General features: G+C 69.7%; 23 protein-coding genes. 11 read left to right on the forward strand and 12 right to left on the reverse strand.

The window, feature by feature from the left end; translation table 11 throughout:
- Nucleotides 1-27: 27 nt before the first annotated feature.
- Nucleotides 28-972 carry a class I SAM-dependent methyltransferase gene (locus ITJ57_RS13795; RefSeq protein WP_194670674.1) on the reverse strand — a complete coding sequence of 315 codons (945 nt, stop codon included), beginning with the start codon at nucleotides 970-972 and terminating at the stop codon, nucleotides 28-30.
- 191 nt (nucleotides 973-1,163) lie between these two features.
- On the opposite strand from ITJ57_RS13795, the gene ITJ57_RS13800 reads away from it, so the two are divergent.
- Both ITJ57_RS13800 and ITJ57_RS13805 read left to right on the forward strand, forming a co-directional pair.
- On the forward strand, nucleotides 1,164-2,003 hold the full coding sequence (locus tag ITJ57_RS13800; protein WP_194670675.1) for an ABC transporter permease: 840 nt from the start codon (nucleotides 1,164-1,166) through the stop codon (nucleotides 2,001-2,003).
- Nucleotides 2,000-2,740, forward strand: a complete 741-nt coding sequence (locus tag ITJ57_RS13805; RefSeq protein ID WP_082456132.1) for an ABC transporter ATP-binding protein — start codon at nucleotides 2,000-2,002, stop codon at nucleotides 2,738-2,740. Before ITJ57_RS13800 ends, ITJ57_RS13805 begins: the two co-directional genes overlap by 4 nt.
- Nucleotides 2,741-2,765: 25 nt before the next feature.
- On the opposite strand, the gene ITJ57_RS13810 is transcribed toward ITJ57_RS13805, so the two are convergent.
- Complete coding sequence (locus ITJ57_RS13810; RefSeq protein ID WP_194670676.1) at nucleotides 2,766-5,666, reverse strand: hypothetical protein; 2,901 nt, start codon at nucleotides 5,664-5,666, stop codon at nucleotides 2,766-2,768.
- A 142-nt stretch (nucleotides 5,667-5,808) separates the two neighbouring features.
- On the opposite strand from ITJ57_RS13810, the gene ITJ57_RS13815 reads away from it, so the two are divergent.
- Entirely contained in the window at nucleotides 5,809-6,750 is a 942-nt protein-coding gene (locus ITJ57_RS13815) for a glycosyltransferase family 2 protein (protein WP_194670677.1), read from the forward strand.
- Entirely contained in the window at nucleotides 6,740-7,675 is a 936-nt protein-coding gene (locus ITJ57_RS13820) for a lysylphosphatidylglycerol synthase domain-containing protein (RefSeq protein WP_194670678.1), read from the forward strand. Before ITJ57_RS13815 ends, ITJ57_RS13820 begins: the two co-directional genes overlap by 11 nt.
- On the opposite strand, the gene ITJ57_RS19830 is transcribed toward ITJ57_RS13820, so the two are convergent.
- Entirely contained in the window at nucleotides 7,607-8,725 is a 1,119-nt protein-coding gene (locus ITJ57_RS19830; RefSeq protein WP_194670679.1) for a glycosyltransferase, read from the reverse strand. The genes ITJ57_RS13820 and ITJ57_RS19830 overlap by 69 nt on opposite strands.
- Nucleotides 8,726-8,732: 7 nt before the next feature.
- Nucleotides 8,733-9,599, reverse strand: coding sequence for a glucose-1-phosphate thymidylyltransferase RfbA (gene rfbA / locus ITJ57_RS13830; RefSeq protein WP_056012813.1), 867 nt, complete (start codon nucleotides 9,597-9,599; stop codon nucleotides 8,733-8,735).
- Nucleotides 9,600-9,762: 163 nt separating this feature from the next.
- Between rfbA and ITJ57_RS13835 the strand changes: the two genes are divergently transcribed.
- The gene (locus ITJ57_RS13835; protein ID WP_194670680.1) at nucleotides 9,763-10,140 is read left to right on the forward strand and encodes a hypothetical protein; all 378 of its coding nucleotides are present in this window, start codon (nucleotides 9,763-9,765) and stop codon (nucleotides 10,138-10,140) included.
- Nucleotides 10,137-11,681 (forward strand): glycosyltransferase, encoded by a 1,545-nt coding sequence (locus ITJ57_RS13840; RefSeq protein ID WP_194670681.1) that lies wholly within the window; start codon nucleotides 10,137-10,139, stop codon nucleotides 11,679-11,681. Before ITJ57_RS13835 ends, ITJ57_RS13840 begins: the two co-directional genes overlap by 4 nt.
- Nucleotides 11,682-11,726: 45 nt before the next feature.
- On the opposite strand, the gene ITJ57_RS13845 is transcribed toward ITJ57_RS13840, so the two are convergent.
- On the reverse strand, nucleotides 11,727-12,329 hold the full coding sequence (locus tag ITJ57_RS13845; RefSeq protein ID WP_194670682.1) for a dTDP-4-dehydrorhamnose 3,5-epimerase: 603 nt from the start codon (nucleotides 12,327-12,329) through the stop codon (nucleotides 11,727-11,729).
- Nucleotides 12,330-12,430: 101 nt separating this feature from the next.
- On the opposite strand from ITJ57_RS13845, the gene ITJ57_RS13850 reads away from it, so the two are divergent.
- Genes ITJ57_RS13850 through ITJ57_RS13860 form a run of 3 tightly spaced genes read left to right on the forward strand, consistent with a single transcriptional unit; the run spans nucleotide 12,431 to nucleotide 15,005 of the window.
- Complete coding sequence (locus ITJ57_RS13850; RefSeq protein WP_194670683.1) at nucleotides 12,431-13,024, forward strand: GtrA family protein; 594 nt, start codon at nucleotides 12,431-12,433, stop codon at nucleotides 13,022-13,024.
- Nucleotides 13,021-13,872, forward strand: a complete 852-nt coding sequence (gene rfbD, locus ITJ57_RS13855) for a dTDP-4-dehydrorhamnose reductase (protein ID WP_228507252.1) — start codon at nucleotides 13,021-13,023, stop codon at nucleotides 13,870-13,872. Before ITJ57_RS13850 ends, rfbD begins: the two co-directional genes overlap by 4 nt.
- Complete coding sequence (locus ITJ57_RS13860) at nucleotides 13,869-15,005, forward strand: glycosyltransferase family 1 protein (protein ID WP_194670684.1); 1,137 nt, start codon at nucleotides 13,869-13,871, stop codon at nucleotides 15,003-15,005. The genes rfbD and ITJ57_RS13860 overlap by 4 nt, the downstream gene beginning before the upstream one ends.
- A gap of 118 nt (nucleotides 15,006-15,123) precedes the next feature.
- Here ITJ57_RS13860 and ITJ57_RS13865 read toward each other — a convergent pair whose 3' ends face one another.
- Together ITJ57_RS13865 and purE are read right to left on the reverse strand one after the other, a co-directional pair.
- The gene (locus ITJ57_RS13865; protein ID WP_228507256.1) at nucleotides 15,124-16,497 is read right to left on the reverse strand and encodes an LCP family protein; all 1,374 of its coding nucleotides are present in this window, start codon (nucleotides 16,495-16,497) and stop codon (nucleotides 15,124-15,126) included.
- The gene (gene purE, locus ITJ57_RS13870; protein ID WP_370582408.1) at nucleotides 16,494-17,015 is read right to left on the reverse strand and encodes a 5-(carboxyamino)imidazole ribonucleotide mutase; all 522 of its coding nucleotides are present in this window, start codon (nucleotides 17,013-17,015) and stop codon (nucleotides 16,494-16,496) included. Before purE ends, ITJ57_RS13865 begins: the two co-directional genes overlap by 4 nt.
- A gap of 148 nt (nucleotides 17,016-17,163) precedes the next feature.
- Here purE and ITJ57_RS13875 point away from each other — a divergent pair, with 148 nt between their 5' ends.
- Both ITJ57_RS13875 and ITJ57_RS13880 read left to right on the forward strand, forming a co-directional pair.
- Nucleotides 17,164-18,267, forward strand: coding sequence for a VIT1/CCC1 family protein (locus ITJ57_RS13875; protein WP_194670686.1), 1,104 nt, complete (start codon nucleotides 17,164-17,166; stop codon nucleotides 18,265-18,267).
- A 177-nt stretch (nucleotides 18,268-18,444) separates the two neighbouring features.
- Nucleotides 18,445-20,541 carry an acyltransferase family protein gene (locus ITJ57_RS13880; RefSeq protein ID WP_194670687.1) on the forward strand — a complete coding sequence of 699 codons (2,097 nt, stop codon included), beginning with the start codon at nucleotides 18,445-18,447 and terminating at the stop codon, nucleotides 20,539-20,541.
- A gap of 42 nt (nucleotides 20,542-20,583) precedes the next feature.
- Here ITJ57_RS13880 and ITJ57_RS13885 read toward each other — a convergent pair whose 3' ends face one another.
- The 5 genes from ITJ57_RS13885 to mvk are packed head-to-tail and all read right to left on the reverse strand — an operon-like array spanning nucleotide 20,584 to nucleotide 26,080.
- Complete coding sequence (locus ITJ57_RS13885) at nucleotides 20,584-21,774, reverse strand: hydroxymethylglutaryl-CoA synthase (protein ID WP_194670688.1); 1,191 nt, start codon at nucleotides 21,772-21,774, stop codon at nucleotides 20,584-20,586.
- A gap of 58 nt (nucleotides 21,775-21,832) precedes the next feature.
- A complete protein-coding gene (locus ITJ57_RS13890) occupies nucleotides 21,833-22,900 on the reverse strand; it encodes a hydroxymethylglutaryl-CoA reductase (RefSeq protein WP_194670689.1) in 1,068 nt (355 codons plus the stop codon).
- A complete protein-coding gene (locus ITJ57_RS13895) occupies nucleotides 22,897-24,114 on the reverse strand; it encodes a phosphomevalonate kinase (RefSeq protein WP_082456127.1) in 1,218 nt (405 codons plus the stop codon). Before ITJ57_RS13895 ends, ITJ57_RS13890 begins: the two co-directional genes overlap by 4 nt.
- Entirely contained in the window at nucleotides 24,111-25,145 is a 1,035-nt protein-coding gene (gene mvaD / locus ITJ57_RS13900; protein ID WP_194670690.1) for a diphosphomevalonate decarboxylase, read from the reverse strand. Before mvaD ends, ITJ57_RS13895 begins: the two co-directional genes overlap by 4 nt.
- Nucleotides 25,142-26,080 (reverse strand): mevalonate kinase, encoded by a 939-nt coding sequence (gene mvk, locus ITJ57_RS13905; protein WP_194670691.1) that lies wholly within the window; start codon nucleotides 26,078-26,080, stop codon nucleotides 25,142-25,144. Before mvk ends, mvaD begins: the two co-directional genes overlap by 4 nt.
- Between the last annotated feature and the right edge of the window lie 274 nt (nucleotides 26,081-26,354).

Here is a 26,354-nt window from a genome sequence, read left to right on the forward strand (position 1 = left end):
GCCCGATCCCGGCCCAGTGGCGGTCGTTCAGCGGCGTCGGGCGCGGTCGACGAGCCGACGGAGCGGGCTCGTCGCCCGCCACACCGTGCTGTCGGTCACCTCGGTGAAGCGGTCGCGAGCTCGCTGCAACTCGATCTCGAGCTGGGTCGCGTGCAACCGCACGGCACCGAGCTCGGCCTCCTGTCGCTCGACCGCCGCCAGGGCGTCCGACCGCTCCTGCATGAGGCCCGCCCGTGCCGTGACGACCGCGCCAAGGCGTGCGTAGTCGGCGCGCACCGCATCAGGGTCGGCCCGTCCGGCGGCGAAGAAGTCGACCAGCGGCTGCGGGAGGTCGCCCAGGCCGAGCACGCCCAGGCCGTGCCCGTGCTCGAACTGGAACGTCGAGTCCGGGTACCGCTCGCACAGTTCGGCCCACAGTCGGTGGACACCGAAGCCGCGCTCGAACTCGAAGGTGTCGTGGAAGATGACGACCGCCGTGGCCGCGAGCTTCGGTCGGTAGGTCTCGAAGTCCTCGACGGCGTCCTCGTACCGGTGCCGTCCGTCGATGTGCAGCAGTTCGATCGACCCGTCCTCGAACTGGTCGACGGCGTCGCTGAAGTAGGAGCGGATGAGTCGCGAGAAGCCGCTGTACGAGGCCTCGTTGATCTCGGTGACCGACCGATAGACGTCGTCGCCGTAGAACCCGGCGTGCTCGTCGCCCTCCCAGCTGTCGATCGCCGAGCAGCTCGTGTCGAGCCCGAGACGCTGCACGGCCTCGCAGACGGCGAAGTAGGAGAAGCCGTTGTGGGAGCCGAGCTCGACGAAGGTCGACGGACGAAGCGCGTCCACGAGCCAGAAGGCGAAGGGAGCGTGCTCGTGCCAGGCCGACGGGACGACGTGCGTGGGCGACCAGTACGAGGCCTTGCCCACCCAGGAGACCGGGGTCTCAGTCGTGATGTCACCGAGCCCGAGCGCCGAAGCACCTCTCATCATCGAACCGTTCCTCTCGTCGACCTCGGACCGCCGAAAGCCGAACGGGTCCTCGTATCCGCGATCAACCCTAGGCCACGTCGCAGACCGTATGACGGGCCGCGCAGGCCGCGCCGGTCCCGGGCTCACAGGATGGCTACGGTATATTGTCCGGGTTGCGCACCCGTGTCACCCGAACCCCAAATCGAGGCTCCATGCAGTATCTCAGGGATCTGGCATCCGCCAGGGAACTCCTGGCGAATCTCACTCTCCGAGACATCCGCGGCCAGTACAAGCGGACCATCCTCGGTCGCCTGTGGTCGCTCGTGAGCCCGCTCTCGTCGATGCTGGTGTACTCGTTCGTCTTCTACTTCCTGCTGCGCGCCGAGCCGGACCCCGGAGACCCGAGCGGTCTGCACATCTTCGCCGTCTGGCTCCTGTGCGGCCTCCTCCCCTGGTCCTTCTTCTCCGGCGCGCTGTCCGCGAGCATGAACTCCATCGTCGGCGGCGCGAGCCTCATCACGAAGGTGTACTTCCCGCGCGTCGTCCTCCCGATCTCCTCCGTGCTCACCATGGGCTACAACTGGCTGTTCGAGATGGGCGTCCTCGTGATCGTGCTGTGCGCGGTCGGCGGGTGGGGCGTCATCCTGTGGCTCCCCCTGGTCGCCGTGTTCATGGTGGTCCTCGCCGCCTTCGCGACCGGTGTCGGGCTCATCCTCGCGATCGCGAACGTCTACTTCCGCGACACCCAGCACCTCGTCTCGATCCTCCTGCAGATCTGGATGTACCTGACCCCGATCATCTACCCGCCGTCGCTCGTCGAGGTCCAGTCCGACAAGCTCGGCGGCCTCCTCGGGACGGACATCACGGTGATGAACATCTACGAGTCCAACCCGATGTTCCACTTCGTCTCGGTGTTCCGGAACCTCATGTACGACCAGCGCTGGCCCGACCCCGCAGACGCCCTCGCCTGCGTCGCCTGGGCGCTCGTCGCACTCGTCGGCGGCTTCCTCATGTTCACCCGTAAAGAGAAAAGACTGGCCGAGATCCTATGACCGAAACCGCCGTCCACGTCGACTCCGTCAGCAAGAAGTTCCGCCTGTACCACGAGCGGAACCAGAGCCTGAAGTCCGCCATCATGCGCCGCAAGATCTCGGTGCACGAGGACTTCTGGGCGCTCCGCGACATCACCTTCGACGTCCCCGTCGGCTCCACCTTCGGGCTCATCGGCAGCAACGGTTCCGGCAAGTCGACCCTGCTGAAGTGCCTCGCGAAGATCCTGTACCCGGAACACGGGAACATCAGCGCGAACGGCAAGGTCGCCGCCCTGCTCGAGGTCGGCTCAGGGTTCCACCCCGAGCTGTCCGGCCGGGAGAACGTCTTCCTCAACGGATCGATCCTCGGGATGAGCCGCAAGGAGATCCAGCGCAAGTTCGACGACATCGTCTCCTTCTCCGGCGTCGAGCAGTTCATCGACCAGCCGGTGAAGAACTACTCCTCCGGCATGTATGTCCGTCTCGGCTTCTCGGTCGCCATCAACGTCGACCCCGACATCCTGGTCGTCGACGAGGTCCTCGCCGTCGGTGACGCCGAATTCCAGCAGAAGTGCTTCCAGAAGTTCGAGGACTTCAAGGCCGCCGGCAAGACTGTGATCCTCGTCAGCCACTCGATGGGCACCGTCAAGCAGATGTGCGACCACGCCGCCTGGATCAACAAGGGGAACCTCGAGCTCGTCGGCCCGGCCGATCCGGTGATCGCCGCCTACGAGGCGACCTACCCGCACCAGGGCTGAGACCCGCTGCTCGGTGCCCGCCGAGCTACTGCGTGCTCGCGGGCTCCGGTTCGTCAGTCGCGGCGGTGGTTCGTGCGCGCCGACCCCACCGTGTCACCAGGGACCCGACGATGATGAGCACCGAGAGCCCGACGCCGACGCGGGTCGCGGTGATGCCCTGGTCGAGCCCGGGCGTACGGTAGGCGAGTTCGACCCGGTGCTCGCCGGCCTCGACCCGGACCGCGGCTCCCGCCTGCTCCGCGTCGACCAGCGGACTGGCGACCCCGTCGACCGTGACCGACCAACCGGGGCGTCGGAGCGAGTCGGCGAAGACGACCCATCCGGCGTCGTCGGCGTCGACGTCGACCACGGTCCGGTTCAGGTCCCATCCCTGGTCGCGCACCTCGACGTCGGCGTTGGACGCCGTCGTCGGCGCACTGTCCGCGGTGGTCGCCGTCGGGTCGACACCGATGAGGTCGTCGGGATCCTCCAGCAGGACGGTCGTGGACGGCAGGACGGGATCCTCCATGAGGGACACCCGGCGCGAGGGGTCGCGCTCGACGAGGCCGTCCGACGCCCAGCGCACGCGGTCGAGGGCGGTCGCCCGCTCGACGACGGTCGCGTCGCCGGTGTGCGCGACCGTGAGGCCGTCCTCCATCGGACGGTTGAGCGACACGGCGGCGGCCTCGGGTTCCAGTGCGTCGGACGCGATCCTCCCCTGTCCGTGGTCGATGGAGATCTCCGCCCGCCAGGACGCGTCGGGGGCGATGCCACTCCCGTCGATCGCCACACTCCGCTGACCCTCGATGGTGCGGTACCACGTGGAGGTCGAGGCCAGGACCTGCTCCGTCACCGGGTCGACGAGGGTGACCTCGAGGGTGGTGCCGCCCTCGGCGCCGAGGACCGGCTCCAGCATCGGGAAGGACAGGCTGCGCACCGGTCCGGTCCGCACGGTCGAGACGGCGATCTCGCCGTCACCGATCGGGACGGCCTCCTCCGAGGCCGGAGTGTCCTCGTACCGGCCTGGGACCGGGAGGTTCGGCTCCATCACGACGTACTTCACCGCGAGCCGGTCCAGGATCGGGGACTCGATCGACGAGACCAGACTCGGGTAGTTGAGCGTCGAATACGTCGCCGAGGCGAGCGACTCCGTGTCCAGGCGCAGGAGGAGGGACTTCCACTCGACGGTCTGGAACGTGTGTCCACCGAGCGAGCGGACCCGGTACATCGAGTTCGTCCCGGTGAGCATGGCGTGGTCGACCGACGCGTACCGCGACTCGCCGAGATGCTGCTGGAGGAACCTCGTGGTCGGGGTGTCGGGGTACACACTCGCGGTGTCCGACTTCGGCCACCAGGTGTCGGCCACCAAGACGGCCGGTGCGGCCACGAGCAGCGGCACGAAGCAGAGCGCGACGATGCGGATGCCACCACGCCTGGTCGCGAGCACGACGACGACGAGCGCCGCGGCGACGGCGAGCAGGACCACCGTCCACAGCACCTGCGTCTCGAGGAGGGCGGTGAACCGTTCCGGCGCGGACACCACGGCGCGCTGGAGCGCGACGGCGAGGAGCGTCGCAGCGGCGATCCCCGAGCCGAGCGTCGCGAGGCCCCAGAGCCAACGGCCGAGCGGTCGACGCGATGTCGTGGGCGGTGACACCGGCGCCGTGTCGCCGCGCTCCAGCAGCCGCCCGAACCCGACGCCCGCGAGGATGGCGACGAAGAACCCCAGCATGACGCGCAACCGTCCGATCCGGTTGCTGTCGAAGATGGGGAGCTGTTGTGCGGTGCCGAGGACCGGCCCGCCGAGGTACACCAGCACTCCGGACAGGATCAGCGCGACCGCGAGGAACAGGCTCATGTCGCGACGACCGCCCCGCCGCCGCTGGAGGAGGAGCGCCACGACGGCGAGGACCACTGCCGTCGCACCGACGTAGGACAGACGCTCGACGGGCGAGCTGTTCCCCCAGGTGTCACCGGAGCTCACCTCGCCGACGAGACTCGGGACGAAGGCCGAGAGGAGGTCGTCGATGCTCAGGTGGTTCTCGGGCCCCTGCCGCCGGCCACTGAAGTCGAGGACGGCCACCGCGTTCAGGGCGAACGGCAGCAGCGTCCACGCCGAGAGCAGGAACCCGAGGACGACGCCGGCGGCACTGACGAGGCCCGCGGTGATGACCTTCCAGAACCGGCGGTGGACGACGATCGCGCGCACCAGGACGTAGGCGGCGCCGCCGTAGAGGGCGTACCCGACGATGGCCGGGAACCCGCCGAGGAGCATGCCCGCGAGCACCAGCCCCACCGGCACGATGTCGAGGAGGCGCCGGCGGACGGCCGCGCGGTCGAGCGCCCAGAACAGGAGCGGGATGAACGCCGCGACCCTGGTCTGCGGCCAGTTCGTCCACGAGATCATGAACCCCGAGGCGAGGAAGACGACGCTCGCGATCGGCCACGCCTGGTGGGGCACACCGAGCCGTCGCAGGAACAGCGAACAGCCGAGGGTCACGACGATCATCTCGACCAGCTTCGTGAACCCGGGGGCGACGGCGACCGGCAGGAACCACCACCCGAAGGAGATCGGCGAGTACAGACCGGAGTTCGGGAGTCCGCCGAGCTCCGAGCCGCCGGCCTGATACGGCAGCCACTCGGCGAAGAAGCCGTGGCGCGCGGCCTCGACGATCGTCCACATCTGCGGAACGCCCGAGTCGATCGTGTCGCCGATCATCGCGTTGGTGCCCACCTCGGTCGAACCGCCGGCGGAGGCCCACGGCGCGAAGCGGTACAGGATGTCGGTCCCCATGAAGGTACCGACCCCGATGAGCGGCAGACCGATCGACAGGACCACGAAGGCGATCAGGGACGCCCACGCCACGATGCCGAGCACGCGGAGCGCCGCGACCGGGACGGTGGGACGCGAGGGGGCGTCCGGTGCCGTGTCCGGTTGAGCAGTCATGGGCGTCCTGGGTCTCGCATCTCGGTTGCACCGGGGCCGACCGAGCGCACCCTCGATTATGCCTGCTCGCCTCCACAGCGCGAACTCGGCCGGGCCGATCGGGGATAATGGACAGCTGCGAGACGGCCAGCGAGAGGACGACGTGCGACTGTTCATCCAGATCCCCTGCCTGAACGAGGAGACGACGCTCCCAGCGGTGCTCGAATCGATCCCGCGGTCGATCCCCGGCATCGACGAGATCGAGATCCTGGTGATCGACGACGGTTCGACCGACCGCACGGTCGAGGTAGCCCGGGCCCACGGCGTGACGCACATCGTCCGCCATGCGACGAACATGGGGCTCGCCAGATCGTTCCGGGACGGCGTCGACTACGCCCTCCTCCACGGTGCGGACATCGTGGTGAACACCGACGGCGACAACCAGTACCCGCAGGACCGGATCGGCGACCTCGTCCAGCCGATCCTCGAGGGGCGGGCGGAGATCGTCGTCGCCGACCGCCAGACCGCGCTCATCGAGCACTTCTCGCCGTTCAAGAAGGCCATGCAGCGGTTCGGCAGCTTCGTCGTCAACAAGGCGGCGAAGACCACGCTCCCGGACGCGGCGAGCGGCTTCCGCGCCTACTCGAAGTACTCGCTCATCAGGCTCAACGTCGTGACGAAGTTCAGCTACTGCATGGAGACCATCATCCAGGCGGGCAACAAGCGTCTGGCTATCACGAGCATCCCCGTCCGGACGAACCCGAAGACGCGCGAGTCCCGCCTGTTCTCCTCGATCGGTGAACACATGTACCAGTCGGGTGTCGCGATCGTGCGCGCCTATCTCATGTACCGGCCGTACGTCGTGTTCGCGGGTCTGGGCCTCATCCTCCTCCTCGCGGGGATCACCCCGTTCGCGAGATACCTCGTCCTCATGCTCGTGGACGACCAGGGGAACCACCTGCAGAGCCTTCTGGTGGGCGCGACCCTCCTCATGGGCTCGCTGCTGTCGTTCGCGATCGGTGTGGTCGCCGACCTCACGAGGATCAACCGGACGCTCAACGAGGAGATGCTCGACTACCTGAAACTGCAACGGTATGGCGACTGACCCCATCGGAGCGGTCCGTCGCCTCTGGGCGGCGTTCGTCGGCTCGGCGTTCGTCGCCTGGCTCCGGAGCCACCGGCGAGGCATCGGCGTCACCGTCCTCGTCGCCTTCGCCGTCTTCCTGGTCGTGTACGTCTGGACGAACCCGGGCGTCATCGCCGACGCGCTCTCGATCGGCTGGGGCAACCTCTCGCTCCTGTTCGGGCTGTACGTCCTCGTGCTCGTGACGCACTTCCTGATCCTCCTCGCCACGGTGCGGCTGTGCGGCAGACGGATCGCCATCGGGCCGGGTGCGAGCCTGACGGTCTACTCGACGGTCGCCAACTTCTTCGGCCCCCTGCAGACCGGGCCCGGGGTCCGCGCCGTCTACCTGAAGACCACCGTCGGCGTGCGCCTCCGCGACTACACCCTCGCGACCCTCTTCTACCTGTTCGTGTTCGGCGCGGTGAACGCGTCACTCCTGTTCGCGACGACCCTGCCGTGGTTGTCGGTGCTCGGCCTCACGGTCGGCGCAGGCGTCGTCGTCGTGGCGACGTGGAAGCTGGGGCTCGGCGACCGGGCGGGGACGGTGGTCGCGATCGCCGGCATCACCGTCGTCCAGGCGCTCGTGATGAGCGTGATCTACTTCGTCGAGGTGAACGCCGTCGCCGGCCCCTACGACTACCTCCACTCGCTCGTCTACGCGGCGAGCGCGAACCTGTCCCTGTTCGTCTCTCTGACGCCGGGTGCGATCGGCATCCGTGAGGGCTTCCTCTACTTCGCGCAGCACCTCCACGGCATCCCGTCCGACACCATCGTCGCTGCCGGCATCGCCGATCGCGCGATCTACGCGGTCTTCCTCGGGGTGCTGTTCCTCATCTCAGGGGCGTTCCACCTGCGGTCCGCCGTCCAGCAGCAGAGCGCGAAGCGCCTCGGCGACTCGGACTGACGACCACCGTCGGTCGTACAGCTCGCGGCCGCGTCGACCGATCCGTTCGAGCTCCTCGGGATGGTCGGCGGCCCACCGGACGGCCTCTGCGAGTGCCGCCGGGTCGCGCTGCGGGACGACCAGGGCGTCGACGCGGTCCGTGAAGACTCCGGTCTCCTCGTTCCCGCCGACCACCGCCGGTCGCGCGCTCGACAGGTACTGCATCGTCTTCCCGGTGATGACGAACTGCGACTGGACGGTGCCGCCGAAGGGGCCGCCGAGCAGCAGGTCGACCTCGGAGAAGAGCTCGGGGAGCACCTCGTAGTCGACCCATGCGCGGTGCTCGACGGCCGCTCCCCGCGATCGGGCCTCGGCGACGAGCCGTGCCGTCTCCGCTCCCCCGCCGACGAAGAGGAACCGGACGCGCGCATCGGATCGGAGCGCCACCGCTGCGGCGATGACGGTGTCGACCCCGTGCAGCGGCAGCATCGAGCCGTAGTACAGGACGGTGAACGCCGCGTCGACGGACCGGACCGGGCCGGGTCCGTGCGCCCGAGGCGCGAAGGTCGCCTCGTCGCTCCCCACGGGCACCACGCTGAACCGTTCCGGTGGGAGCCCCATCCGCTGGGCCGAGAAGTCGGCGTGCGAGGCGGTGTCGCTGAGGACACCGGCGCACCGACGCATCAGAGAGCGGAAGACGGTGCGCAGGAGCCGCGCGCGCGCCGACCCGGGTGGGAACTTGTGGTGCTCGTCGACGAACCACTCGACGGGGTTGATGAACTCGTCGTAGTAGACCGGCCGACGACCGGCCAGCAGCAGCACGAGCGGGAGGATCTCGTACCCGCGGAAGGTCACCAGGAAGGCGTCCGCGGTGCCGGCCATCCGGAGACGGACGAGCTGGGCGGCGACGTCGAGATACCGCAGGACACCACGCCGGGTGTTCTTCACGACGACCATCTCGTCGACGGCACCCGAGTCCGCGACGCCCTGCCGCAGCGTGATCGCCCGGATGTAGTCGGGATGCCGGTAGCAGGTGACGACCGCGAGCCTCCCGATGGCCGCCCGACTCACCGCTCGATCACGCCTGCGCGAGCAGCGTCTGCAGGTAGCGGCCGTAACCGCTCTTCACGAGTGGCGCGGCGAGCGCCGCGAGACGCTCGTCGTCGATCCACCCGGCACGCCAGGCGATCTCCTCGATGCAACCGACCTTGAAGCCCTGTCGGTCCTCGATGACCCGCACGTACTCCGAGGCCTGCATCATCGATTCGAAGGTGCCGGTGTCGAGCCAGGCGGTGCCGCGGTCGAGGACCTGCACCTGCAGCTCGCCCTGCTCGAGGTAGCGCTCGTTGACCGTGGAGATCTCGAGCTCCCCACGGGCGGAGGGTTCGATGGTCTTCGCGATCTCGACGATGGAGTTGTCGTAGAAGTAGAGCCCGGGGACGGCGTAGTTGCTCTTCGGCTGCGCGGGCTTCTCCTCGATGGAGAGCGCCTTGAAGTCGTCGTCGAACTCGACGACGCCGTACGCCTTCGGGTCGGCGACCTGGTAGGCGAAGATGAGCGCGCCGTCGATGTCGTTGTGGCTGCGGAGGGCGGAACCCAGCCCGGTGCCGTGGAAGATGTTGTCGCCCAGCACGAGCGCGACGCTCTCGTCGCCGATGAACTCCTCGCCGATGATGAACGCCTGCGCCAGGCCGTCGGGCGAGGGCTGCACGGCGTACTCGAGCCTGATGCCCAGGTCGTCGCCGTTGCCGAGGAGCGCGCGGAACTGCTCGTTGTACTCGGGCGTGGTGATGATGAGGATCTCCTTGATCCCCGCCATCATCAGCGTCGACAGGGGGTAGTAGATCATCGGCTTGTCGTAGATCGGCATCAGTTGCTTGGAGATGCCCTTGGTGATCGGCCAGAGCCGCGTGCCGGATCCACCGGCGAGAATGATGCCGCGCATCGGTCACTTTCCTCTGAGGTCGTCGCCGAAACGATGTCGGCTGGTCGGATCGCATCCGAGGGCCGAGGCCAGGGGACGCCGTCCGTTCCTGAATGGTCGCCGACGAACCGGGCGAACCGGTCCGATAGCCTGTCAACCGTAGCAAAGACAAAAGGAGAACACCGTGAGTGACAGCGCTTCGGCACCAGAGGCCGAGACGAACGACGTGCGCGAACTTCGCGCCGAGATCCTGAGACTGCGTGACGCAGTCACGGGAGCGACGGCGGAGGCGGAGCACGCACGGCAGCGTCTGGCGGCGTCCAAGCTGGAACTGGACGGGCTGCCGCTCGCACACGAGAACCTGAGACTCCGCGACGAACTCGCTCAGGCGAGGGTCGGTCAGCACTACTTCGAGTCGCTCTACCTGCGGATCTCGGCTGAGCGCGAACGCGACCACGAACGCCTGGTGCGCGAGTTCACCGGCTCACGGACGTGGCGCATCGGCGCCGCCGTGATGAGCCCCGTCGGGGTCGTCAAGCGTCTCCGCGGAGGCCGGTCGTGACCGCTGCCGATCCGACGATCTCGTCCGGACCGCAGTTCTCCGTCGTCGTGCCCTTGTACAACACGACGCCGTTCCTCCTGCAGGAGATGGTCGCGTCTGTGCAGCTGCAGAGCTACGAGGACTGGGAGCTCGTGCTCGTCGACGACGCCTCCCCCGATCCCCGGACCCGCGAGACCGCCCGCGCGTGCGCCGCGTCCGACCCGCGGATCGTGCTCATCGAGCTGCCGGAGAACCGCAACATCTCGGAGGCCTCGAACGCCGGCATCGACGCAGCCCGGGGCGTCTTCGTCGCGCTGCTCGATCACGACGACACCCTCGACCCTCGGGCCCTCGCCATGGTGCAGGACGCCATCGAGGCGGGGGTCGACATCGACTACGTGTACACCGACCAGGACGTCATGACCGACAAGGGTCATTACCGGATCCCCTTCGCGAAGCCGGAGTGGTCGCCGGAGCGGTTGCTCGGTCAGATGTTCACCTCGCACCTGTCCGTGTTCCGGACCTCCCTGCTGCGCGAGGTCGGTCCCTTCAACTCCGCGTACAACGGCTCGCAGGACCACGACCTCGTCCTGCGGTTCACGGAACAGGCCCGCGGCATCGCCCACGTGCCCGAAGTCCTGTACCACTGGCGGGCGGTGCCCGGCTCGACGGCGCTCAACGGTTCCGAGAAGAGCTACGCGTGGGACGCCGGTCTCGCCGCGGTCGCGGCGGCGGTCGAGCGACGCGGTATCGATGCCGAGGTCGCCTTCGGTCCGAACTTCGGGACCTACGCGGTCCGTCACCGGCTCCGGTCCGATCGGACCCTGTCGATCCTCGTCGCAGCGGACGCGACCGCGCCGCGCCTCGACGCTCTGCTGGCAGAACTCGACGCGTCGGATGTCGCCGCGCAGATCGTGGAGCTCATCGTCGCGCTGCCCGCCGGCCGCGACGCCTCACCGGTCACCCGGGCTCCCGGACGGTTCCCCGTCTCCTTCGTCCACACCACCGCCGACGAGCGGACGCGGCTGTTGCACGAGGCGTCCGTCGAAGCCCGCGGCGACCTCCTGGTCCTCCTCGGCGAGTCCCTCACCGAGCTGCAGCCGGAGACGCTCACGCGGCTCGCCGGTGCGCTCGGCGAGCCCGACGTCGCCTTCGCGGGCGGACGCATCGTCTTCCCTGACGAGACGGTCAAGCACGCCGGGTACCGCAAGTCGCAGACGCACCTCCGCGACGCGTTCCGCGGCTGGCCGGCTGGCACGGACAGCACCTATGGTGCGCTCACGGTCAACCGGGAGGTCTCCGCCGTCTCGACGGAGTTCGCCGTCATCGACCGACTGGTGTTCGAAGCGGTCGGCGGGTTCAACGCCGAGCTCGACGGGTACTGCGCCGAACTGGACCTGGCTGCGAAGGTCTGGTCGCAGGGCAACCGGGTGCTCACGCTCTGCGAACCGATCGTGACGTCGCTCGACCGGAGCATCGCCGACGACGAGCTGCCGAAGCGTCAGCGCAAAGTGATCTCTCGTCGATGGGGTTGGAAGGGCGTCGACCGCTTCACCCCGTGAGACGCTCCCCGTGAGGCCCGCGCGCGGGCCTCACGGGGTGAGGCGTCAGGAGCGCAGGCTCTGGTAGAACGCCCGGGCGTCGTCCCAGCTCGGAAGCAGACCGGCCGCGGCCGCCTCGTCGAGCCCGGGCGCGTCGGTGTCCTTGGGCGAGAGCAGTGGCGTGCCGGCCTCCGGGGGGATGACGAGACCGATCCGCTCGTCGAGCGGGTTGATCCCGTGCTCGCGGTCGGGGCGGTAGACGTCGGTCACGAGGTAGCTGACGGTCGCGTCGTCGGTCAGGGCGACGAAGCAGTGGCCGAGGCCCTCGGAGATGAAGATCGCCTTGCGGTCGGTGTCGTCGAGGAGCACCGAGTCCCACTGGCCGAAGGTGGGCGACCCGACCCGGATGTCGATGACGTAGTCGAGCACGGCACCACGCGTGGCCGTGACGTACTTCGCCTGGCCGATCGGGATGTCGGCGAAGTGGATGCCGCGGACCGAGCCACGCTTCGACACCGAGGTGTTGGACTGGGCCAGCTTGATGGAGCGGCCGGAGGCCTCTTCGAGCTTGTCGAAGCGGTACCACTCGAGGAAGACGCCTCGGTCGTCGCCGAACTGCTTCGGCGTGATCTCATAGCTGTCGGGGACGTTCAGTTCGCGGATCTGCACCCGGGGAGTCTACCAAGAGGGTGCCGGATGACGGCATTCCCCCAGCATCGCTCCGGGTCGGCTCATGCATAATCGAGTGTCCTCGCACAGAACGGCCCACCATGACCACGCTGCTCCAACGCCTCTGGCACGGGGTCGCCGCCTATGCGGTGAAGTTCGGCGTCGTCGGACTCATCGGGTTCGGCTTGGACGTGCTCGTCTTCAACCTGCTGCGCGTCGGCGTCTTCGGTCACGACCATCTCGCCCAGTCCCCGATCGGCGCCAAGGTCATCAGCGTCTCGGTCGCGATCATCTTCAACTGGATCGGCAACCGCTACTGGACCTTCCGCGAGCACCGGCGGAAGAACTTCGTCCTGGAGCTCGGGGAGTACATCGTCGTCTCCTTGGGCGGGATGGCCATCGCCGTCGGCTGCCTCTACCTGAGCCACTACGTCCTCGGGTTCACCTCGCTCCTCGCCGACAACCTCGCGTCCAACGTCATCGGACTCGGCCTCGGCACCCTCTTCCGGTTCTTCCTCTACCGTTTCTGGGTCTACGGGCACCACCGTGCCGACGGCCTGGCGAACCTCGCCCGCGCCGAGGAGGCGCAGCGGACCATCTTCGAGGAGCCTGAGGCCGAGGGGGTGCCGACAGGATCCTCCCCACGCGAGCCGGGTACGATGAACGGGCCACTCCCGAGAGGACCCTTATCTTGACGTACCTGATCACCGGCGCTTCCGGCATGCTCGGCCACGACCTGCAGGAGGCCCTGACGGGTCGCGAGGTCACCGCCCTCGGGCGCGCCGAGCTCGACGTGACCGATCTCGAGGCCGTCCGCGCCGCCGTCGCCGGCCACACCGCCGTCATCAACGCCGCCGCGTACACCAAGGTCGACGACGCCGAGTCGCACGAGGCCGACGCCGCCGCCGTGAACGCCATCGGCGCCCGCAACCTCGCGGTCGCCGCTCGCGAGGCCGGCGCGAAGCTCGTGCAGGTGTCGACCGACTACGTCTTCGACGGATCGGCCACCTCGCCGTACAAGGAGGACCACGCGCTCGCGCCGATCAGCGCCTACGGTCGCACGAAGGCCGACGGCGAGCGGGCCGTCCTCGCCGAGCACCCCACCGGCGCGTACATCGTGCGGACGGCGTGGCTCTACGGCAAGAACGGCCCGAACTTCGCGGCGACCATGGCCAAGCTCGCCGCCAACGGCGTCGATCCCGCCGTGGTGATCGACCAGCTCGGCCAGCCCACCTGGACGGCGGACCTCGCGGCCCAGATCGTCGCGCTGCTCGACGCCGACGCACCAGTCGGTGTCTACCACGGCACGAACGCCGGCGAGGCCTCGTGGTACGACTTCGCGCAGGCCGTGTTCGCCGCCGTCGGCGCCGACCCCGCCCGCGTCTCCCCCACCGACAGCTCGGCATTCGTCCGGCCGGCACCCCGCCCCGCGTACTCCGTCCTCGGCCACGACGCCTGGACCGCAGCGGGTCTCTCCCCCATGCGCGATTGGCGCGAGGCCTTCGAGGCAGCGACGCAGCACGGCGTCGTCACCGCACCGTGACCACGCTCCGCGTCGTCGTCGACCAGATCGTCGCGCCCGTCGCCGGCGGGGTCGGACGCTACTCCGAGGAACTCACGCGCGAGCTCATCGCGCGAGCTCCTGCCGGTTGCGAGGTCGAGGGCATCGTCTCGGCGGTGTCGAAGGAGAAGATCGACCTCATCGAGTCGAAGCTTCCTGGCCTCGCGACCCTGCACCGCACCACGCTGCCCCGCCGGGAGCTGAGCGCCGCATGGCAGCTCGGCATCGTCGCGCCGGGGACGGCGAACGGCATGGTGCACGCGCCCGGCCTGCTCGCGCCGCTCAACCGTCACGATCGCATCAACGACGGCAACCAGATCGTCGTGACCATCCACGACACCCTCGCCTGGTCGCACCCCTCCTCGCTCACCCCGATGTCGGTCGCGTGGCAGAAGGCGATGGTCAAGCGGGCACGGAAGCACGCTGACGCCATCGTCGTCCCGACGCACGCGGTCGCCGACGAACTCCGCGACATCGTCGACCTCGGCGACCGGGTCCGGGTCATCGGCGGAGCCGCAGCGACCACGCTCACCATCCCGACCGACGCCGACGGCCGCGCCCGGACGCTCGACCTCCCGTCCGAGTACCTCGTCTCGGTCGGTTCGCTCGACCCGCGGCGCGGGATCACCGAGCTCATCACGGGCCTCGGGCGACCAGGTGCCCCCGACCTCCCGCTCCTCATCGTCGGCACCGACAGTTGGGGCGACGTGACCCTGGCGCAGGTCGCCGACGAAGCGGGCCTGCCGGAGGGGCGGGTGCGTGCGCTCGGCTTCCTCGACGACGCCGACCTCGCCGTCGTCCTCGACCGCGCGACCGCGTTCGTCTACCCGAGCCTGGCCGAGGGCTTCGGGCTCCCGCTCGTCGAGGCGTTCCGCTTCGGTACGCCCGTCATCCACTCCGACGTCCCCGCCCTCGTCGAGGTCGGTGGCGGCGCCGGCGTCGTGGTCGAGTCCGGCGCGAAGGGCTACGCCGACCGGCTCATCGCCACCATCAACGACGTCATCGGCGACACCGAGCGTCTGGAACGCCTACGGATCCTCGGCATGGACCGCGAACAGGCCTTCAGCTGGCAGGACTCCGCCGAACGCGTCTGGCAGCTGCACGCGGAACTCTGACGCCCTTCGACAGGCTCAGGGACCGGGTTCAGCGAGTCAGGGACCGCCCTTCGACAGGCTCAGGGACCGGGGTTCCCGCGGCTCAGGGACCGGGTCGCGGCTCGGGGACCGGGGTCGGTCAGCCGGCGTCAGGCTCCGGGCTCGGCGACGGCGGGAACAGCTGGTCCTGCACCATCTGGTGGATGAGCGTGTAGTCGGGCTCTGCGGGGTCGATCGTCGGCGGCACGAACTGCAGGGAGTTGATGGGCAGCTCCCGCGTCTTGAGCGCGAGGTTGACGAAGTAGCCGAGCATGCCCTGCGGGACGTCCGTCTTCACGACGTCGCCACCGGCCGCCGCGACGTCCTGGAAGCGTGCGAGGACGTTCGCCGGGTTGAACTGCTTGAGCATCGCCGTCTGCAGGATGTGCTGGCGTTCCATGCGGTCGTAGTCGCTCGTCGAGTGCCGCGAGCGGGCGTACATGAGGGCCGTCCAGCCGTCCATGTGCTGCTGCCCGGGCTCGATCCACTTCGTGACGTTCTCGAGGTCGGCGTCGCCGTCCATCGGGAGGCGCTCCTTGACGTCGATGTCGACGCCACCGAGCGTGTCGATGAGCGTCGCGAACCCGTACATGTCGATGAGCACGTACCACTGGATGTGCAGGCCGGTGATCCCCTCGGCCGCCTGCTTCATCGCCTCGATGCCGGGCTCGCTCGCCTCGGCCGTGGCCTTCGGGAACAGCTCGGGGTTCTTCAGCTCGATCTCGGTGTAGATGGAGTTGAGCTGGCAGACGTCCACGTCGCAGGAGTCGTCGTAGCCGTCGGGGTAGATCGACGCCATCTCGCTGCCCTCGGGGAACGGGATGTCGACGAGGTCGCGCGGCATCGACATGGTCGTCGCCTGGCCCGTTTCGGCGTTGATGCTGACGACGGACATGCTGTCCGGCCGCATGCCGTCGCGGTCGGGGCCGGCGTCGCCGCCGAGCAGCAGGATGTTGTAGTAGCCGTCCACCGGCGGCTCGGACGGACCGGTGTTGCCGAAGATCGAGGAGATGGAACCACGGGTGGCTCCCGCGACGACCGCACCGTATCCGGCGCCGCCCGCGACCAGGACCATCGCGAGGGTCGTGAAGAGGGCGACCCCGAGCCTCGCGTTCGGAGACGCTTTGACGAGCCGCACGAGGCGCAGCGTGTCGAGGGTCAGCACCACCCAGAGGATCGCGTAGGCGACGAGCAGGACCTGCGCCACGGTGAGGGCGATCGGGTTCGTCGCGAGAGTGAAGAGTACCTCGCGGGCGAGGAACATGAGGGCTACGCCGACGACGGCGAGCAGCCAGAGGAACAGGGTGAAGCCGAGCCCGAACCGCCCGAGCTTCCGGTTGCCGGCGAGGACCTGTGCGGATCCGGGGATGAGCAGGTTGAGGAGGACGAGCCACCAGGCGCGCTTCGTCATCACCTCGCGTGAACGGGTGTCGGGATACCGCATCGGTTTCGCGGCGGTGGCTGCACTCGTCATAGCTGGGCTTTGAGGTTCCGGTTCTTCTCCTCGACGGAGTCGGCGAGGGATGCGGCATAGGCGACGAGCGCCTCGTGCAGCGCGTCGTCGGCCGTCGCGAGGATCTTGACGGCGATCAGCGCCGCGTTCTTCGCGCCGCCGATGGAGACGGTCGCGACGGGGACACCGGCCGGCATCTGCACGATCGACAGGAGCGAGTCGAGCCCGTCGAGGCGTGACAGCGGCACGGGGACGCCCACGACCGGCAGGGTGGTGACGGAGGCGAGCATGCCCGGCAGGTGGGCGGCGCCTCCGGCACCGGCGATGACGACCTTGACGCCACGGCCGTGAGCCGCTTTGCCGTAGGCGATCATCTTCTCCGGAGTGCGGTGCGCCGAGAGCACCTCGACCTCGAAGGGGACGCCGAACTCGCGCAGCAGCTGGGCCGCGTCGCTCATGACGTTCCAGTCGGAGTCCGAGCCCATGACGACTCCGACGAGCGGTGAGGCGTCAGGGGACGGGGCGGAGTTCTCGGGCATGAGCACCATCGTAGATCGCAGTGCCTGGACATCGCCTCAGGACGCACCGCAGGCGTCGGACAAGCTGCAGCCGTCCCGGCCCCAGTGTGGGGAGGTCACGATCGTTCGCGACGGGCACCGCCGGGCCTGCGTCTGGGAGAATCGGCGGATGAGCGAGTCGACCACCGACGGATCACCAGCACGCCAGGATCCGCCCAGCCCCCGGGAGCGCCGTCGTTGGCGCGGCTACCTCGCCGACGAGCGCGCGGAGGCCGCCGTCTACCGCGACCTCGCCAGTCGGCGGAGCGGCGAGGAACGCGACATCCTGCTCGCCCTCGCCGACGCCGAGAAACGGCACGAGTCGCACTGGATCGCCTTGCTCGGTGACGACGTCGGCAAGCCGCAACGCGGCGACCTGCGGACGCGGACCCTCGGGTGGCTGGCGAGGCGCTTCGGCTCGGTCTTCGTCCTCGCCCTCGTCCAGCGCGCCGAGTCCCGCTCCCCGTACGCGACCGAACGCGCGGCCACGGAACGCATGGCCGCCGACGAGCAGATCCACGAGGAGGTCGTGCGGGGCCTCGCCGCCCGCGGCCGGAACCGGCTCTCCGGCACGTTCCGGGCCGCGGTGTTCGGCGCGAACGACGGGCTCGTCTCCAACCTCGCGCTCGTCATCGGGATGAGCGCGACCGGCGTCGGCAACGGGGTCGTCCTCGCGGCGGGGCTCGCAGGGCTGCTGGCGGGCGCGCTGTCGATGGGCGCCGGCGAGTACGTCTCGGTGCGGTCGCAGCGCGAGCTCCTCGAGGCGTCGAGCCCCAATCCCGCCGCCGACGACGCCCTCCCCCACCTCGACGTCGACGCGAACGAGCTCGCCCTCGTCTACCGTGCACGCGGGATGGAGGTCCGGGAGGCCGAGGCCCACGCCGCCGACGTCCTCAGCCGGGTCGGCGCCGGGACCTACCAGCGCGAGGCACAGACCGTGCTCGACCACGAGGCCATCGGCACCGGTCTCGGCGCCGCACTCTCGAGTTTCTGCTTCTTCGCCTCGGGCGCGGTCATCCCGGTCCTGCCCTACCTGTTCGGCCTGCAGGGGTTCGCCGCGCTCCTGGTCGCGGCGGTCCTCGTCGGGGTCGCCCTCCTCGGGACCGGAGCCGTCGTCGGGCTGTTGTCCGGAGGGCCACCGCTCCGACGCGCGCTCCGACAACTGGCGATCGGCTACGGGGCCGCGGCCGCGACGTACCTCCTCGGTCTGTTGTTCGGCGCCAACGTCAGCTGATCCGGACGACGGCCGCTGGAGGGCGGCGTCGGGCAGCGCATCGCGACCGAACCGGTCACCTCCCGTCCACGGACACGTCACCCTGGCTGACTAGCCTGGGCGCGTCGTCCGCCGCACCGGCGCACGAGGCCCGCCCCGGCGGAGCGCCGACGCCGATCAGGACGGGTGGGACCGCGGGTGACGCGACTGCAGGACAGCTTCGGCACCTCTCCCATGCTCGGCACGGTGCCGCGGGCCCAGCCCGACATCCAACTGCTCCGTGCGATCGCCGTCGTCTCGGTGGTGGTCTTCCACCTCGCCGCCTCCCTGCTCCCCGGCGGCTACGTCGGCGTCGACGTGTTCTTCGTCGTCAGCGGGTACCTGATCACCGGCCACCTCGTCCGGCAGGCTTCCGAGACCGGACGGATCGACCTGCCGGCGTTCTGGGCCCGGCGCCTCCGTCGGCTGCTCCCTGCCGCCCTCCTGGTGCTCGCCGTGACGAGCGTCCTCATCTGGCGACTGGCTCCCCCGAGCGCCTGGACGCAGTTCTTCACCGAGGTGGTGGCGAGTGCGACGTCCTGGGAGAACTGGTTCCTCGCGGGCAGCGCCGTCGACTACCTCGCGCAGGGGAACGCCGCATCGCCGGTCCAGCACTTCTGGTCACTCGCCGTCGAGGAGCAGTTCTACCTCCTCTGGCCACTCGTGGTCGTGATGTGTCTCGTCCTCGTGCGCCGCGTGTCCCGCTGGGAGCTCCGCCGCACCCTCGGCACAGCCCTCGGCGTCATCGGCGCGGCGTCACTGGTCTGCTCGATCCTGCTCACCGCCCACGACCCGGCGCCGGCCTACTTCGTCACCCCGGCCAGGGCGTGGGAGTTCGCAGCGGGCGGCCTCCTCGCGCTCCTCGGGCCGGCGGTGGTCGTGCACCGGAGCCGATGGCGGACCGTGGCCGGGGCTGTCGGCATCGGGCTCCTGGCCACGAGCCTGCTCACCTTCACCGAACGGACCCCGTTCCCCGGGATCGCTGCCGCCCTGCCGGTCACCGGTAGCCTCCTGGTCATCGTCGGCGGATCATCGCTGCACCGGTGGTCGGTGACGACGGTGGCCCGGACGCGGGTGTCGTCGTTCCTCGGCGGCATCTCGTACTCGACGTACCTGTGGCACTGGCCGCTCATCGTCTTCGCCCCGATCGTGCTCGGCGTGTCCGTCGACCTCGGCACGCCGCTCGGGTGGGCGGTGGTCGCGTCGCTCCTGGCGCTGACCGTCGTGCTCGCGATGCTCACGAAGCGGTTCGTCGAAGACCCGGTCCGACGCGCGAGCCCCCTCGTCGATGCGCGCCCGCGTCGAACCGTCGTCCTGGCCGCCGCGGCGACCTTCGTCGTCCTGTGCATCCCGGTCGGCGGGCTCCAGACCGTCGCCGCCCAGGAGCGCGCGCTCGCAAGCACGGTCGACGCCTACGTCTCCGGTGGTGAACCGTGTTTCGGTGCCGACGCGGCCGTCTCGGGCTGCAGCAACCCGGTGCTCGCAGACGAACTCCTCCCGCCGCTGTCGGTCCGCACGGAGGACACCGGCGACACCTTCCGGTGTTCGGCAGCCGCCGACGCCCCGGACTTCCCCGGCTGCACCTTCGGGTCCGACCGACCGGACGCCACCCGCGTCGCGCTCACCGGGAACTCGCACGCGACGATGCTCATCCCCGGGCTGATCGATCAGCTCGAGGCACGGAACTGGCGGCTCGACGTCTACGTCGGCAAGGGCTGCGAGTGGCGGACGCCGAGTCCGGACGACTCGGAGGCCTGCGCGTCCAGACGCACGCTCATGCAGCGGGCGTTCACGGGCGAGCGGCCGTACGACATCGTCCTCGTCACCTCGAAGAGTCCCGACGAGACCTCGGTCGCTCAACAGGCCGCGATCCGCAGCGCGACCCTCGCCGCCTGGACGCCGGTGCTCGACCTCGGGACGTCGATCGTCGTGTTGCGCGACAACCCTCGGGTGCCGACCGCGGCGGCCGCGTGCGTCGACCGCTCGAGCGCCGCCGACCTCATCGCCGGCGCGTGTGCCTTCCCCGTTTCCGACGCTTACCCGACCTTCGACCTGAACACCGCAACGGCCGCGATGACCGACGGTGCCGTTCCCGTCGTGGACCTCGGCGAGCTGTACTGCACGGACGGGACCTGTCCGCTCGCCGTCGGGAACGTGCTCGTCTACCGGGATCAGCACCACATCACGGCCACCTGGTCGCGGACCCTCGGGCCGTTCCTCGTCGACCGGATCCGGGCCGTCACCGCCCGCGGGTGACGGGCAGGGTCGACGCGATCCGCCGAACAGAGCCCAGCCGGATCAGACGGTGGTGGCCTCGTACTGCCGGCGGTCGGCGACGACACCGGCGAAACGGAACGGGCCTGAGGTCTCGTGCGGGCGCTCCGAGTCGTGGACATCAGCGGACGCCGCGTCACCGAGCAGCTGCAGGTACCGGGCGTCGTCGACGACCGTGCGCGCGTCGAGGCTCGCCCGGTTCGCGTCACTGCGGAGCGCCGAGCGGTAGCCGGGCCGGACGATGCCGCTGAAGCACTCCGCGACCGCACCCGAGCCGTAGCTCAGGAAGCCGATGCGCTGACCGCTGAGGTCGAGGTCGCCATCGAGCAGGGCGAGCAACGCCAGGTAGACCGAGGCAGTGTAGCTGTTGCCGATGCGGCGGTTGTAACCCGTCGTCGGCTCGATCTGCGCGTCGAGCTCCTCCTGGCTGCGCTCGACCCCGACGGCCTTCGCAAGGTGGCGGTGCGCTTTGATCGCCATCTTCGTGAACGGCTGGTGGTAGCAGAAGTGGTCGACCTCGCTGAAGTCCGCTCCCCCGCGCGAGCGGTAGTCGGCCCAGGCGCCCTCGATCGCGTCCTGGTACGCGGAGATCGACAGCTTGCCGTCGACGATCGCGGTCGCGCTGTGGTTCGGCCGCCAGAAGTCCATGACGTCCTGCGTGTACACGCCGGTCGCGGTCTCGAGCTCGAGGATCGCGGGGTCGGCCGCGACGAGCATGGCCACCGCACCGGCACCCTGCGTCGGTTCGGCGTTCGAGTGCAGTTCGTAGCGCGCGACGTCGCTCGCGATCACGAGCACGGTCTCCTCGGGGTTCCGAGCGACGAGGGCTGCAGCGAACTGGAGTGCTGCGGTGGCCGAATAGCAGGCCTGCTTGAGTTCCACGACGCGGACCGCCTGCGGCAGGCCGAGGAGGCGGTGCACGTAGACACCGGCGGCCTTCGACTGGTCGATCCCCGACTCGGTGGCGAAGAGGACCGTGCGCAGACGGTCGCTCCCGTGCCGCTCGATGATCTGCACGGCCGCTGCGGCGGCCATGGTGACGATGTCCTCGTCGGCTGCGGGCACGCTCATCTCGCTCTGGCCGAGGCCGACGTAGTACTTCGCCGGCTCGACGCCGAAGCGTCCGGCGAGCTCGGCCAGGTCGATGCGGTTCGCACCGGTGGCGAAGGCGATGTCGTCGATACCGACGACGGGGGTGGTGGTCTGGGTGTTCACGTGCGGGGTGCTCCGTTCGAGCGTCGACGATGCACCGGTCCCCCGGTGCGGTGGGGGGTCAGGCAGGCGTTCCGGCGGCGGTCTGCGCGCTGCGTTCGAGTTTGAGGTGGGCGGCCATGAGCTCGCCGGGGTTGGTCTGCGCCGCCAGCAGCGACAGCTCGCCGCACCACACGGCCGCGGCGCACAGGACGGCGAGCCGCCGAGCGTTGGCGCCCGGTTCGCGGTCCTCGCGGCAGCCGAGGCGGGCCAGGTTCTCCTCGACGAACCCGAGGCCTTTGCCGTTGCCGACGGTTCCGACGATGAGGTTCGGGAGCGTGCAGGAGAAGTAGAGGTCGCCGTCGTGGACCTCGGCGTGGGTGACCCCCTGGGAGCCCTCGACGATGTTCGCCGCGTCCTGACCGGTCGCGAGGTAGAACGCGAGCAGCATGTTCGCGTAGTGGGCGTTCGCGCTGCGGAGGCCGCCCGCCAGGATCGTCCCGACAAGGTTCTTGCGCACGTTGAGCTGGACGATCTGTTCCGGCGTGGTGTGCAGGAACCGCTCGACGATCGCGCGCGGGATGGTCATCTCGGTGACGACGTTCTTACCGCGGCCCAGGATGCCGTTGACCGCCGTCGCCTTCTTGTCCGAGCAGAAGTTGCCGGAGATCGACCCGTACCGCAGCTGCGGCCATCGCTCCATGATGTACGGCATGAGCCTGTCGGCCGCGAGCGTCACCATGTTGTGTCCGGAGGCGTCGCCGGTGCGGAACTCGAGGCGGAGGAACAGGAGGTTGCCGGCGATCTGCGAGTTGACCTCGATGAGCTCGGCGAAGTGGCTCGACTGCGCGACGACGGCCTGGAGTTCCGGCAGACTGCGCTCGATCTCACGCAACGCCTGCAGGGCGTCTCCGGCGGAGTCGACCTCGAACAGGACGGAACGGCTCATGCGCTCGTCGACGAGGGTGGCCCGGATCCCGCCGGGGACCATGGAGGAGATCCGCGCGCCGCGACGGACCGAGGGCCACAGCGGGCTCTCGTACGTGGCGAGCGGCACCTCCTGCTCGCCCTCCATGACGTTGCCGCTGAGGTGGAGCGGGCCGACCCACTTGAGGGGGACGGGTGCGACACCGTCGGGTTCGTTGCTCATGCGTGATGTTCCGTTCCGCCCCGCGGGACGTCGTGCTGCTCGGCGAAGGCGCGAGCGTAGGTGGATCTGATGGATTCGACCGCGCGGTCGTCGGTGCGGCTGATCTCCGACGGCCCCCACGGGCTGTGGGCGGCGTCGATCAGGCCGGTCGGCGGGTGCACGGTGAGCGGGAGCCGTTCGATGCCGTGCGCCGACCAGTCGTCTTCGAGGGCGGTCGTGCACACGGATTGACCGATGAACGCGATGCCGCAGTCGCCGCCGCCCGCGCCGGACGACTTCGCCGCCCCGCCGAGCCGCTCGGCGGCGTCGCAGAGCTCGGCCAGCGCGGCGGTCTCGATGTCGACCCCGGCGTCGCGGCCGAGACCGGCGAGGGTCGCCCGTGCCGAGCGGACGGCGCCGAGCACGAGCGCCGGGTCCTCGTCGTTCAGGCCGATCGTCAACGCGTCCACGGCCGCTCGACTGGCCGAGAGGAACGCGGTGTAGTGGGCGCTCTCCGCCCACTTGCGCGACTGCAGTTCGTCGACGAGCCGGGTGGTGGATGCGGGCTCACCCGTCCAGCCCACGAGCAGGCGGAGCGAGGTGGGCGGCGAGAGGCGTTCGAGCCCGAGCTCCGCCCACGGGTCGCGCAACGCGGCGAGCACCCCGGACCGGTGGCGCAGCTCGCGCAGGCGCGCGCGATCAGGAGAGGTGTATCGGAGCCAGCCACCGAACATGCTGGCCGCGAGGTCGCCCCCGGACGCCGCCGGCGCCACGTCGATGGTCGCGAGGATCGCGAGTTTGAGCATCTGCGTGCGGGTCAGGTCGAGCTGGTAGAACTCGTCGAGCGCTCGGATGGTCGCGGTCGTGACGGCGGCGCTCGAGCCGAGACCGAACTTCCGGCCGCTCGCGTCGTCGAGTTCGCTCGTGATGGACAGGGCGGAGAACCGCTGCGCGACACCGAGTTCGGCGACCAGGGTCTCCATCGTGCTGACGGCGGAGAGGACGTGGTCGAGCGGGCGCTCCTCGTGCTCGACGACGACACCGTTGCGGTTCCGTCGCCAGATGATCGGCGCGCGACCGTACTGGTCGGAGAAGATGCGTCCCTCGTGCTCGCTCGCCTCGAGGCGCACGGTGACGCACCGGTCGACGGCGACGAGGATGGAGGGGTGTCCCGGCTCCACGACGGCGTACTCGCCGGCGACGAACAACTTGCCGGGCGCCTTGATCTCGATCATCGCGCTCCTTCCGTGGTCTGCTCGCCCGCCGATCCGCCGGGCTCCGAGGTGATGAGCCTCGCGCCCCGTCCGGCTCTGGCGGGGATGACGCCGATGTCCGGCTGCGCCTCGAGGATCCGAGACGCGAGCTCGTCGACCGTGTCGGCCCGACAGAGGATCTTCACGTTCGGGCCGGCGTCCATCGTCGCATAGCATTCGAGGCCGTCGCCTCTGAGGTTTGCGACGAGATCGAGCAGTTCCACGCTCGCCGGGCCCCAGTACCGCACCGGCGGCTCGGCACCGAGCATCGTGGCGTGCATCCGCATGGCGTTCCGCTCGGCGATCGTGCCGACCGCGGTGAAGTCCGCGCGGGCGATCGCGGCCAGCATCTCCTCGAGTTCGATCGGCGTGCGTTCGACCCACGCGGGGTAGTACGGCGAGGTGTCGACCGTGCGCCGCATGCCGTCGCGGCTCGAGACCGACTTCGCGCGGGCGTCGAGAACGGTGAGGACCATGCCCAACTCGAGCCCCGGAGGAGCCGGGACCGCCTCGGCGAAGGAGCTCTCGTCGTCGTGCCCCGAGTGCCAGACGGCGAGTCCGTCGAAGATCGACCGGGAGGCGGAGCCCGAGCCGCGACGGGCGAGGCGTGAGAGGCCGCGGCGGTCGAGCTCGAGTCCGAACGCGGTCGATGCGGCAAGCGCCAGGGCGGCGAACCCGGAGGCGGACGAGGCGAGCCCCGCACCCGTGGGGATCTCGTTGTGGGAGTCGACGACGACGCGGTCGTCGCGACCGGCGATCGTCCGGACGAGATCGATGAAGCGGGTGACGCGGGCGCGGGCGGTGCCGTCGAGTGGCTGCCCGCCGAGGGACACGACGTCGTCGGGTCCGTCGCTCAGCCGCACGGTCGTCGTGGTGGGCGCAGCGTCCAGCGTGAGGGACAGGCTGCCGGTCCACGGGAGGATGAGGGCTTCGTCGCGCTTGCCCCAGTACTTGACGAGCGCGATGTTGGGGTTGGCGAGCGCCGTCGCCTGGTGCTGTGGGGTCGTGGTCACGCGTAGTCCTCCGCGTCGATCGTCCAGGTGCCGAGTGCTCCGGCCTCCAGGAGGGCTTGCGAGATGCGCTCCGCCGAGGCGGCGTCGCGGGCGAGGGCGATGATGCAGCCGCCCTGGCCACCGCCCGTGAGTTTGGCTCCGAGGGCACCCGCCGCTCGGGCGACCTCGATGAGGGCGGTGATGGCGGGGTGGCCCGCTCCGAGCTCGTCGAGGACGAGCTGCGCGGCGGTCATGCGCGTACCGAGGTCGTCTCGGCGGTCGGCCGCGAGGTCGGCGATACCGGCCAGGGTCCCGTGCTCGAGCTCCGCGAGCAGCGTCCGTCCGCGTGCCGGGTTCCGCTCGATGAAGGCCCGTACGTCGGCGACCGCCTTGCGGGTCGATCCGCGTGCACCGGTGTCGGCGACGACGAACCCACCACCGAAGCGGATGGGTGGGTGGTCGACGCGACCCGCCGTGAAGAGGATGGGTGCGGAGGCGCTCGTTGCCCGCGCGTCGAGGCCGCTCGGCGTGCCGTGGGCGACGCGCTCGCCGCGCTGCACCAGCTCGAACCGGTCGGCGTCGTCGAGGGCCACGCCGTACAGATCGGCGACGGCGTCGACGATCGCGTTCGCGGCCGCAGCGCTCGAACCGAGTCCTCGTCCGATCGGCAACGTCCCCCGGACGACGACCTCGACGCCGTCGTCCTCGGCGCCGACGTGGCGGAGGGTCTCAAGGACGGTGGTCCCGAGTGGATCCGCGGGGTCCAGCGGGCCGAGCGAGATCTCCGTGTCGAGCACCGACGCGCCGGCCACGTGCCGGGCGGACGCTTCGACGCGGAGCGACGGGACCGGGAGGGCGACGGCGGGCGACCCGTAGACGACGGCGTGCTCGCCCAGCAGGATCGCCTTGGCATGCGCGAAGCCGCGACCGGTCGCAGCCGTGTGCTCTGTCGTCATCTCACCATTCTGGTCCGAAAAACATGCAGCTGGCTGCACATCGGTGGTCCGGTCGCGATCCGGACCAGGACGGGTCTCGACCCGTCGCCGTCCGGCGGCGCATCCGGGCGCTCCACGATCCTCAGGCGGCGGGAGCCACCGGAGCCCTCACGGCTCGTCCCATCCGCACTGGAAGCACCCAGCCTACGCCGATCGACCCGGTTCGGCCGATTACGGTTGAGCAGGCGTGACGGCACGGTTACTATCGGTACACCTCCATTCATGCAGACGACGG

Origin of the sequence: Plantibacter sp. VKM Ac-2880 (assembly GCF_015351235.1) — a bacterium.
Taxonomy (GTDB): Bacteria; Actinomycetota; Actinomycetes; order Actinomycetales; family Microbacteriaceae; genus Plantibacter.